This is a genomic window from Spirosoma fluviale, assembly GCF_900230225.1.
Lineage (GTDB): Bacteria > Bacteroidota > Bacteroidia > Cytophagales > Spirosomataceae > Spirosoma > Spirosoma fluviale.
On record NZ_OCNH01000001.1, the window covers coordinates 1212556 to 1224321 of the forward strand.

At 47.5% G+C, this 11766-nt stretch carries 7 protein-coding genes; 1 reads left to right on the top strand and 6 read right to left on the bottom strand.

The genetic code is table 11. The features are described 5' to 3' along the window. Positions 1-8 precede the first annotated feature (8 nt). From CRO74_RS04975 to CRO74_RS04985, 3 genes are all read right to left on the bottom strand, one after another. Entirely contained in the window at positions 9-1562 is a 1554-nt protein-coding gene (locus tag CRO74_RS04975; protein ID WP_097124891.1) for a serine/threonine protein kinase, read from the bottom strand. Further along, complete coding sequence (locus CRO74_RS04980; RefSeq protein WP_097124892.1) at positions 1562-3010, bottom strand: PP2C family protein-serine/threonine phosphatase; 1449 nt, start codon at positions 3008-3010, stop codon at positions 1562-1564. The genes CRO74_RS04975 and CRO74_RS04980 overlap by 1 nt, the downstream gene beginning before the upstream one ends. Before the next feature lie 160 nt (positions 3011-3170). Then, positions 3171-4184 (bottom strand): FHA domain-containing protein, encoded by a 1014-nt coding sequence (locus CRO74_RS04985; RefSeq protein ID WP_097124893.1) that lies wholly within the window; start codon positions 4182-4184, stop codon positions 3171-3173. Between the two features lie 259 nt (positions 4185-4443). On the opposite strand from CRO74_RS04985, the gene CRO74_RS04990 reads away from it, so the two are divergent. Further along, the gene (locus CRO74_RS04990) at positions 4444-6513 is read left to right on the top strand and encodes a T9SS type A sorting domain-containing protein (protein ID WP_097124894.1); all 2070 of its coding nucleotides are present in this window, start codon (positions 4444-4446) and stop codon (positions 6511-6513) included. Positions 6514-6573: 60 nt separating this feature from the next. Here CRO74_RS04990 and CRO74_RS04995 read toward each other — a convergent pair whose 3' ends face one another. The 3 genes from CRO74_RS04995 to CRO74_RS05005 form a co-directional block, all read right to left on the bottom strand. Continuing rightward, a complete protein-coding gene (locus CRO74_RS04995) occupies positions 6574-9132 on the bottom strand; it encodes a beta-N-acetylhexosaminidase (protein WP_097124895.1) in 2559 nt (852 codons plus the stop codon). A 169-nt stretch (positions 9133-9301) separates the two neighbouring features. Further along, positions 9302-9751, bottom strand: coding sequence for a response regulator (locus CRO74_RS05000; protein WP_097124896.1), 450 nt, complete (start codon positions 9749-9751; stop codon positions 9302-9304). Positions 9752-10285: 534 nt separating this feature from the next. Further along, entirely contained in the window at positions 10286-11008 is a 723-nt protein-coding gene (locus CRO74_RS05005) for a LytR/AlgR family response regulator transcription factor (RefSeq protein ID WP_097124897.1), read from the bottom strand. Positions 11009-11766: the final 758 nt, after the last annotated feature.

Here is an 11766-nt window from a genome sequence, read left to right on the forward strand (position 1 = left end):
TTAGTTTATTAAAGCAACTCAGATTGGGATGAAGTCAGCGAATCGGAAGCCGGTGGAATATCCAGCGACTCGTAACTCGCTACCTTACAGGTCACGCGTGTACCCCGATCACTGTTGGGAGCCGATTGTATGGGCGATGAATTAGGCTCCACGTTATTAAAATACAACTTTTCACTCTTAAACAGGCCTCCGCCATCTTTATAATAGTTTACCTGTACCACTACGAAGGTAAACGACAGCCGGGTTGGATTATTCAACTGAATCTGCAAATGCTTGATGCCACCAAACAAGCCGACCCGGAAGTCGACAGCTTTCGCCCGAACATTTTTAACCGCAGCCAGGGCTTCCTGACGGACTTTTGCCCGTTGTCTGGCTTCTTCTTCCTGTTGTTTGATCCGGGCGGCAGCGGTGTCGGATTGAGTAGTCTGGGTATCCGTGTTCCGGGTTGTTGGTTGCTCTGCCCGGAATAAACTGCTGTCTGATTCCGAATCCGGCTTCGCTGTGAGGTAATACACACCCGCCAACACAAACACGGTTAGCGCAATGGAAGCCAGAATCTTTACTGTGCTGACTCCCTTTTTTGGGGCGCTTTCCAGACGGGGTACCGCGGCCGAAGTCCGGGTGAGCGTTGAATGGTCGGGCTGTGTTGAATTGACTGGTTTGGGCGTGTCGACCGTCGGCCGAGCCACGGCAGAGCGGTTCGATCGACCCGCTTCCAGGTAGGCTAGTTCGGCCTGCTTGAGTAACCAGGTCAATTCATCCGGGTCATTCAGTCGCTCAGCGGGGTCCTTCTTTAACATACTTTCCAGCAGGGGCGTAAACAGGCCCAGCGACTGGCCATTTGCCGAAACCGTCAACGGGGGCGGGGCATCGGTCAGCACCTTGTTCATGAACGTAACAATTCCCGAATGGTCGCCCATGGCAAACGGCACTTTACCCGTCAGGCATTCGTACAGCACCACGCCCAGCGAATAGTAATCGGTAGCGGTATTAACGCCTTTGGGGTTGTTGAACTGCTCGGGCGAGGCATATTCGTATGTCATCAGCGACTGCCCCGTGAGCGTGTTCGACTGTTCGTGCAAACGGGCTACTCCGAAATCCGTCAACAGGAAATGCAGTTCGCCACTGGGCAGGGGCCGGAAAAGGATATTGTCGGGTTTAATATCCCGGTGGATAATTCCCTGCGTATGAATGGCTCTGAATGCACTGGCCATTTGCAGTCCGAGCCGAATGGTGGTTGGAATATCCAGGTGTCCCTGCGCTTTGAGGAGGTCGCAAACGCTTCCGCCTTCGATCAGCTCCATCACGATATAGGGCAGTTCGGCTTCCAGTTGCACCTCCCGAACGTTGACAATATTGGGATGGGCAATACTGGTCATAATGGCCGATTCACGCTGAAACCGCCGGAGGGTTTCGGCATCGGTATTCAGGGCAAAGTGTTTGATAGCAACCAGCTCGCCCGTATCCAGGTGACGTGCCTTGAGGATGCGGGCATTGCTGCGGCCCAGCTCACTCAAAATCTCGTAGCCCGGAAACTGGGTATTAAAGCGGACGGTGGCCATTAGGGACGCAGGGGTTTAGTCGGAGCTGGAACGGAAGCCGATTGCTTCTGCACAGCTACGGAAATGATGGTATTCAGGCAGGTGTCCTGCCGGACTACGGCCCGCACGGGTTCGCCCACTTGCTTGAAATATACGTTTTTTAGTTGAAGGATGGCGTTGCCGTTTGTTTCGATGCCCGTGTTAAATCCGCTGATAACCAGATTGTCCAGGCTGATAGCGCCTTGTCGGTTAACGCGCATGGCTACCTGATCGCTAGCTGTATCGGCAGGCATGAGAACGGTTAGCCGGTTGTTTCCCAGTATGGCCAGCAGCGAATCGGTAAGCAGGAGTGGCTGGCTGATGCGCAGTGTATCGTCGGTCAACACCAGCCGATGGTCAGCACTTCGGTAAGCGGCCTGCACCAGTGAATCGAGTTTAGGCGTTGCCGGGACGGTTAAGTCAACGGTATCGGCCGTTGATGCGGTTGTACTCAGGCTATCGGTGGGCATAAACGTAGTTTGGGATGGCCAGGATTGATACCAGTAGAGGCCACCCGCCAAACAAAGCAGGACAATGATCATGGCAAGCCAACGACCCGTTGACGAACGCTTTACCGGCTCCGGTCTTACGGGTTCCGCAGTTGACGAAACGGTCGGTCTGTTGGCTCTGGCGGGGGGAATAGCTGCGCTCGTTTCGGCAGCAACGGACTCGTTGGTCGGTGTGTTGTTTCTGGCCAGGACAACGGTAATATTATCGTTACCTCCCTGGTGATTGGCTACCCGGATCAGTTCGGAGAGTTGCTTATCTAACGAAACGCTCTGGTTGAGGATCGCTTTTATCTGAGCCTGAGTAACCATATCCGTCAGGCCATCGCTGCACAACAGCAGTTGATCGCCCGGCAGGAACGTTGTTTCGCCCGATTCTAGAAAATCGGGATCATCGACCCGGTGTGTAGCCAGCCCCACTTCGCGTAAAATCTCGTTACGGCGGGGGTGCGCCATCGCTTCGGCTTCGGTCAGTTCGTTGGCATCTTCCCGAACGCCCACCAGCGAATGGTCATGCGTAAGTTTAGTAAGATCGCCAAGCCGATAGCGGTATAGCCTCGTATCGCCCACGTGGGCATAAAACAGCTTGTTGGTGCTACTATCGGCCAGGGCGGCTGTTAGTACGCAGCACATATGGCCCAGTTTAGGGTCTTGCTGGCGTTGTTCGTTGATCTGGTTATTGGCAAAAACGACCGCTTCGCGCAGCATGGACAAAGGGTCGCCGTTAGGCGTTACCATGTAGCGTTCAATGGCTTCTTTGGCGATGGCGGCTGCCCGGTCGCCCCCGGCATAGCCACCCACACCATCGATTACTACCAGTAACGCGCTCGACTCCGACCAGAGTGGCGTACAGATGAAGGTGTCTTGATTGTCCTTTCTACGTTGGCCAACATCCGTCAAGCCGGCGATTAGTAAGTCATTCATTCGAAACGAAAATAGTAATCAGATAAGAGGTTCAGTTTTACTACAACTCTCCCGATACCGGTTGGTTTGGTTTTAACGGGGCAAGTCCTGAAAATGCCTGAATACCAAAAAAAGGACAAACACGAACAGGAGCAGGACAAGAAGAAAATCGATCATGGCTTTAGACGTTGCTTTGAAAATGAAGCGTTACCATGCTGTTGAGCAGAATCTGGGCTTTGTCGGATAAGTCAAACCACTGAGGATTAGCTGGTTCGCTGCGAGCGATAAGCTGTTCGTTGACGCGCGTTTCGTTGCGGCTGAAAGAAGCAATCTGAAACGAGTGCGTCGAGTCATTATACCGAATCCGGGCATGGGGATTCGATACATAGGCCGATTCGAGCAGCAGGTAATTCGGGAAGTGCTCATTGTCGGGTTCTTTACGGGCAACCACAATTTCCCGGTCGCGCATCAGGTACGTGTCTTCCTTGTTAAGCTCGGCAATGTAATAGCTGATCTGCGCCAGCCCCGCGTCGAGACTTCGGGGAAGCGGGGCCGCTGCCGGGGCAACGTGTGACGATTGTCCGGCCGGTGCTTGCCCAACGACATTGATCGGGCTGTTAAAATTGAATTTCACCACGAATGCCCCCGGTTCACGAAAATCAATATGCTGAAAGGCATGAACATCGACATCAACTTTCTCGTACACGTTCGTTTGTTTTACCCGGCGGGTTACATTCACTTTCTCGGCCGCAACACCGGCGGGGCCATTACCGGGCAAAATACCGGTTAATGCGCCAATGACCTTCAACTCCATAGGACCGACCGGCTCACCGTTAAACTCCTGTCCGGCCCCAAACTTGAAAAACCAGCTCGACGCCACCGGCGATATCCGTCCGTATTGACTTTTGTGCGTATCGATAATGGCGTTAAATGCCTGAACGGCTTCGTTCACCACGACAGGAAAGGCGTTTTGTCGCTCTTCGTAGGTGTCGGGGTGCATGATGATCAGGAAGTGCGCGTTGAAGAGCAAACTTGTTCCGAAAGACTCTCGATGCAACGAGTCTTCAAAGCTGGCGATTAGTTCATCCAGGATGCGTTTGTTAGTAACAACAGAGGTAGAGTTTGTATCGGGTTGGCTGGGCGGAATGATCAGGTTACTCAATTTGCTGAGCCAACCACCGGGCTTATTTGCCATGTGCAGACTGTTTGGAGGGATTATCCTTTTATAAACGTCAACAACGATAGCTTTCGTTGGTTTGGGTGCCGGAAATTTTATTTATCGGAAGTGCAGGCGTCTTTGTATAGCTGCTTTCATAAATTGACGCAGGCGGTTTAAACGAACTCCGGGATTAAGGTGAGTAAATAGTTCGCAATAGAATATTAAACTTATGGGTTATATAAACTAATTGATTGTGCGTACATTAGCCCGTTTACTACCATCTTAGCTTGAATTCATGAAGCATTTCTTTTGGTTTCTTTCTCTGATTGGGTTGTTGATACCCCTTTTGGGATATTCTCAGCTAACCATGCCGCTCTCGCGAATTGTCTTTCAGAGAGGACTGGATAACCGGGCTGCTGTGCCCATCCAGGGAAAATGTCCGGCTTCAGCAACCAGTATACAGGTGAAGGTAAAAGCAATAAATGGTGGGGTATCCCAGGACTGGACAACCATTGGAGCTACTACGGGCGGTACGTTTTCGGGTAACCTAAATCTGCCGGGTGGCTGGTATTCGCTCCAGGTGCGTGCGCTATCGGGCGGGGCGGAAGTGGGTAGCTGGTCACTGGATCGGTTTGGGGTAGGAGAGGTCTTTGTCATTGCCGGACAATCGAATGCCTACGGGTCGCCCTATGCCCAGAACATAGCCGCTCAGGATGACCGGGTCTCCACGCTAAACTACTTTAACTTCCCGGCGGGTACCATTGACGAGCAGAACCTGCCAAAAGCCTTTGTCCAGGCAGGAGCGGGGATGCCCATTGGCCCGCACAATCCAATGCTGATTTGGGGTGGACTGGGCGACAAACTGGTTGCGCGTTTGGGCGTGCCGGTTTTATTTCTGGGAGCCGCTTATCCCGGGTCATCGTCGTCGGAATGGCGTGATGCAGCCAATGGCGTAGAGAATGTGGGTGCAATGAACAAAGAAGCGCCCTACCGGCTACTGGGCGTCACGCTGGCATATTTTATCAAGCGAACCGGCATCCGATCTATATTGTGGCATCAGGGCGAAGCCGATAATGGGATCACCACGAAAAAAGAATATGTCAATAATATTACGACGGTAATTAATAAGTCGCGTCTACAATCCGGCTTTAAAAACCTTGGCTGGATGATTTCATCTGTTTCCTACAACGGTCTTAATGCAGGCCATGAAACAGACCCGGCGATACTCGATGCCCAGAATCAGTTGATTACACAAACGGATAATACATTTCCTGGTGTAGCGACAGATGCATATACCGGGCCTTATTACCGATACGATAAAGTACATTTTAACGATAGTATTTACCCTTTTTATCTAAATTTATGGAATAAGGCGCTGACCAACGACTTCTTCGCCCGTTGCAAGCCTTCGCAACCGGCTGTGGTTCCCACCATTACGACCGGCTATATTTTCCCGATGAACCCGAATGGAGGAGATCATATTCAGGTACCATTCATGTCCACCGCTCCTGTTAACGACAATAATCAATATGTGGTGAAATTACTAAGCGAAACGGGCGAATTACTGGACAGCTTAGGCGCAGGAACCCGCATTGCTCCTAATTTACTTGCTGTTCAATTACCCGTTTGGGCAGATGGCCGGGTGCGGGTGCAGATCAGCTCAACCTCGCCCGCCCGAACAGGCGAGGCCTCCGACGTTTTTTATGCTCATAAAACGGGCGAAAAGCCGGTTACGCCACCCGACACAACACCTGCAACCCCAGTACGTACAGTCATTGATCCGCAGGGATGGGTAGACATGAGTGACTGCGAACATCAGTATGGATGGGCTCGTGATGCCGCCGTGGCCAACTTGTCTGTACCCGTTGTTTTCTCCTGGGATAATAAACCCATTGAAACGCAGCTGGCCGAGCGATTCCGGCAAGACCTGGCTGATGCATTCGGGGATAATGGGCAGCACGGTTTTCAGTGGGATATTCCAGCTTCTTTACGTACGGCTGGTAATCACAAGGTTTCTATTCAGGTTGCCGGGGCATCGCTTCCGTTCTTTACCGGAACGGTCTTTTGTGGGGCGGTTGGCGGCAGGCTCGCAACACCGGGGCTGGAAGAGACAAGATTGACATGGCGCGTATTCCCAAACCCAACGACAGACTACGTTACGGTACGCTTGCCGGTAGCCTATACTCGCGAAAAAATAACCCTGACCGTGCTGTCTGCTTCCGGGCAGCAACAGCCAACAGCATCGTTACCCGTCGATGACCAACAGTTAAGGGTAAACCTCAGTGGCTTGCCGACGGGCATCTACCTGCTACGTTTGGACGTGAATGAACGGCCCGTGACTACGCTTACTGTGTTGAAGCAATAGGAAAATTTGACTAATGGCTGTACGCAATTGGTTCAACCTGCCTACAGCCATTATTCATCCTTATTTTGCAATTGACACCGTTTGGCCGGAGCGGCCGGTAGCCGTAAAGACCTTGAATTTAACGGTGCCGGTTAGGTTAACCGGTTCGCTATAAATGGCACTTTGGGCTGTAGGCTCCGTTCCATCAGTCGTATAGCGAATGATCAGGCTTGGGAACTGGACGTTAGCGGCTACTTTTCCATTACTGACTTTAGCACCTACGGCGGGGATACGGTATTGATACCCACCGGCATAAACATCTAAGCGGGGAAGTTCCCGTTTCCCCACAACGTGTACAAATTCAGACCAGGCCTGATTATAAAGCTGATCGCTTTTGGTATTGTCTTTTTCAAGTGCCCAGGCCGGATCTTTGGCCCACGCCCGCTCGGCAACGGCCAGTAATTTCGGTAGAAGTTTGTACTCAAACTGCTGGGGTGTTCGGTTCGTTTCGGCCCAGAGCGGAGCTTCAATACCGACCAGATTCGCCTTTCCGGCTTCGGTTATAACTTCCCGGCTTTTTATCAATGAAGGAGCAATGCGTTTCCGGGTGAAGTCGTCTTTCAGATTTCTCAGGTAGTTATACGGAATAAACGAAAAAGGCTTGTCGGTATCAACATATCCACCCCAGTACTGGCCGGGTTCTTCGGAAGAGGGGTTGTAGGCAAGGTCTAAGTACATATGCGTAACACCCGTCAGAATAACTTTGTAGCCCGCGTTGGCCATGCGGTAGGCAAGATCTTCCGCCCCGGAACCCGGACTGTTTTTCCAGACATTGACCCGAAAGTTTTCGGAGGCAAACGCTTTGTTTGGTATCCAGGTAACTTTTCCGTTCTGGGTAACCTTTTTCAGACCAATTTCTTCCCAACCCGACAAAAACAAACCACGACTTTTCAACATCTGGTTGATTTTTCCGAAGTAGTAATACCACAAATCGTCTGTTGTTTTTACGGCAGAATTACTGGCCATTAACTTTTGTACGGCCAGAGACTTTTGCCAGACGCCTTCCGGAACTTCATCGCCCCCAAAATGGATGGTTTTCAACGGAGCATCTGCTTCTTTGTACATAGCCCGTAAATCGTCGACTACCCGCTCCATAAAGATATACGTAGAGGGTAACGATACATTGATCACATTGTCATTCCACCCCTGCACCGACCGATATACCGATTTGTCAGCCAAATCACGCAACAGATAGCGCTCTGCTTCGGCCTTGTTTCCTGCTTCTAGCAGCCGATTATAGCGGGCATCCATGGCTTTTATGGCCGCTCGGGCGTGCCCCGGCGACTCAATTTCCGGAATCACCTCAATGTGCCGGTCACGGGCGTATTTTAGAATTTCGATAAAATCGGCTTTACTATAAAAACCCGTTCCTGATGCGTTGCTGGTCGATGGGCCGGAGCCGTAGGAAGGAATCAGACGCTTCGTTTCGTCGGTCGTGTGGGCTCGCTTGGCACCAACCTCGGTGAGTTCGGGTAGAGAAGGCATTTCGACCCGCCAGCCTTCGTCTTCGCTGAAATGGAAATGGAAGGTATTAAGCTTATACAGAGCCATTACGTCCAGCACTTTAAAAACCTCTGCTTTAGGCTGGAAATTTCGGGCTATGTCCATCATCAATGCCCTATAAGCGAAGCGGGGAGCATCTGTAATCGCAACTCCCGGAAGGCTAACAGATCCTGTTTTTCCAGTCAGAGCGGCTGCCGGTAACAGCGTTTGAAGGGATTGGATACCGTAAAAGATACCTGCCCGCGTGGTGGCGGCCAGACGAATGACGTCTTGATTGATGGTTAATTCATACGCTTCGGTACCTAGACCGGCTTTTTTTTGAAGAACGATGGCTTTTCCGGCTCCTGACTCCTGAATGGTGAGTTTCTTGCCTAAAACTGAGGTCAAACCAACCGACAAGAATTCGGCTTCGGGTCTAAACTCTTTTTCGGAAATAATGACCACTTGATCTGTTAGGACAAAAGGTGTTCCCTGTGCCTGATATGAAACGGGAGTAGGAAATACGTTCGGTAGTTTATCGTCTGGAATAGTCTGTATTTTCTGATTTTCGTTGAATATGGTTTCTGCCAGGTCACGATCCGATTTGTCGAAGATTTTACCAGAATTGATGGCTACCTCGACCGGAAATGCCTGCTCCGGATTTTTATCCAGGACAAGGTAAAACCCAACCGGAAAGTCAGTTTTGTTTCGGATTTTTCCGGCTAAAACCTCCAGTTTGGTCGATTGCCCTGGGGAGAGGGCCTTAAAGTTGGGTCCGGGGCTTATGTAATGTAAGTCGCCATTGAACAACGTTACATTCGCCACTGTAGAATCGAACGGAGCGGGAGTTCCGCCATTGAAGAACAACTTCCAGCCTGTTGCCGGAAGGTCTTCATCGCCCGTATTGGTGATGGTTAATACTGATCTGGAGCGTGGCTGGTTTTGATAATTGTTGTCAACTAACTCCAGTGAAATTTTCAGCCGTTTGGCATTTCCATTAGTAGCGGCTGATTCCGTTGTGTTCGTATCAGAACTGTTTGAACAACTGAAGGTTAGGGAAACACAAAAAATGAGGAGAATAAGGGAACACGTTCTCATGTGGTCAGGATCGGATACAACTTAATTAATATAAATGCGGGTAGAGCCATGTAATAGGTCTTTCCCATTTTACATGACTCTACCCGAGTAAAGGCAATCTAACTGAAATTTTCGCAAAATCTGTTCTTTGTTTCACTCACAACAGAATAATTGATGGCGGTTTGTATACCTACTCGGCGGAGTCTTCTTTGTAGTGCCGTATATCTAACAAGGTTACGGTCTCATACCAATACGTTCGCAGGTTGCTCAGGTACATCTTCCATTCCGCATAGCTAAACGGCTTTATTGTAAACGAAGAAGCACCAAATGAATAGGCGCGCTCAACCATAGTAGGTGTCTTGTTCGCCGAAAGCATAACTACCGGCAACACTCTTCCTTTCGGATGGGCTCGTAGTAATGCTAAAAAGTCTAATCCGTCGACTTTATCCTGAAGATCAATATCGAGCAAAACTATTTTTGGGCCTTTACCCTGTAATCCTTCAATATACGTTTTGGCATCCTCAAAACTGCTAACATGTATAAATGTAGCTTCAGGAAAGTTACTTAGTGAAGCTCGCTGTAGTGTATCAGCAATTAATGGATCATCGTCTACTAAGAGGATTGGGAATTGATGAGACATGTTATTCTAAGGCTAAACGTATTGAGTGAGAATGGACTATGACATTTTATTGTCCAGACACGTGTATTTGTACACCTTCTTATAAAAAACTTAACCTGTCGAGTTTTTTTAGAATCGGGTATACAAGTAAGTGAATTTGTTTACTGCTGGAAGGGCATACCATGAGTAGTCCTCAATATTTATCCAGAACTCCTCTTGATGACACAGGATAGTCTTTCGTTTATGGATAAAGTTTAACCTTATACTCAGGGAATGGTTGACAAGCTTAATTTTACAGTCTAAAAATAACTTTAGTTCCTGAAGAGGCCTAATTATGGTCCTAAATTAGTTAAGAGTAACCATGTTTACTTATGTATATACAATCACGGTCGTTAATAGTATAAGCTTGAATCCTTATTAATCAAGTGAATATGTGTATAGGCTAAACAGCTCAAAAGGATTAAAATAAATTGATAAGGATATCGATAAAACACCAGTAGATCATGCAGGGGAGGCCATATGGGTAATGCTGTCGGGAGCTGATAAATTACTGACTTAGTTTGCTTTTTCCTCTCGATTGGAATTCAATAATGGAGTCAGATTTTTGCGATAAGCTCTTCCCAATGGTATTATATCTTTATCAATTAAGACTGTATTTATAGAAATAGACTTCAGGAAATCTACATTAACGATATAACTATTATGGATTCTTAGAAAGCGCTTGTCCAGGTCTTCCTGCATTTTATTTAGCGATCGCTTTATGGTAAACCGCCCTTGTACTGTTTTAATAAACGTATAATTGCGTTCGGAATATAAGAACAGTATTTCGTCCAAATGAACCCGTATCTGTTTATTCTGAGCACCGCGGATAAATAAATGGGAACTTGTAGGTGGAGGAGTTGGAGAAGGGCTAAGTAGCTGGTCAATTACAGAACGAAGGGTAAGCGGGTGAAACGGCTTGATTAGATGACCACCTACACCTATCGCCCGTGTTTGTTCATAATGCCCTGTTTCGTAGGAATTTGTTGTCATTATAAACTGCTTGCTTAATGCTGAAAATTGATTAAGTAAGGTTAATCCGTCTGGTCTTCCATTAAAAAAAAGGTCACAGATCATTAAGTGAGGACGTTGGTTGACAATGATATTGGCCGCGGAATCTATATCGTGCGCTACAAAGGGTGATTTGAAACCCATAATTACCAATACCTCGTTAAGCCAGGATGCATCAACTAAATTATCTTCAATGATAAGAATTGAGGGTGTTTGGTAACTATTCATGTTATTTCCGACTGGTGCAATGAACTGTTTGTGGTACAGAGTGAACCTCTACAAATATTAATTCAGGTATCTATATATATTGTTAATAATCAATATTAAACACCGTTTTTACCCATTAATCATCCATTAGAGCAGGTATTTAATTAATACGGGATACAAGTCGAAAAGTCACACTATCTTATCGACAATATACCATTAATGGATACTTATTCACTAGTTGAGGTATGTAACCTTTATGTTACAAATGGTTCAATAAGTATAAAGTACATGCTCTAGTAATTTTTCATATCGCTGATAGTCAATCTATTACTGTAGGATGTGTTGACATAGAGTAAAGTTTTTATAGTAAGTTATACTTAATAAATTCATTAATTCAGGTGCCAAAGTCTTGAAATAAACCTCATCTATAATTTTAAATTTTAAACAAAGAATTCTGACACCGTGCATTCATTCTAATGGGTAAGCGTTGCCTTTATTTAATTTTAAGAGTCAGTATGAAATAAACTATAAGTTACTATTTTATTTAAAGGGTAATGTGATGTTTTGTAATAATGCATTCGATTGTAGGCTTGAATTTATACTATTGAAGAGTCTTAACGATCTGAAGAGAGAGCTAGTCTTTACGCTTTATTTACTAGATAAAGAGTATAAAGTAGATAATTACTAGCAATAGTCTATTGATAAGCGACGCCTGTACCTTTAAGAAAGTAAATGCTGAATGTTTACCAATTTTGGTTGATTGTCCTCAGTAAGCATAT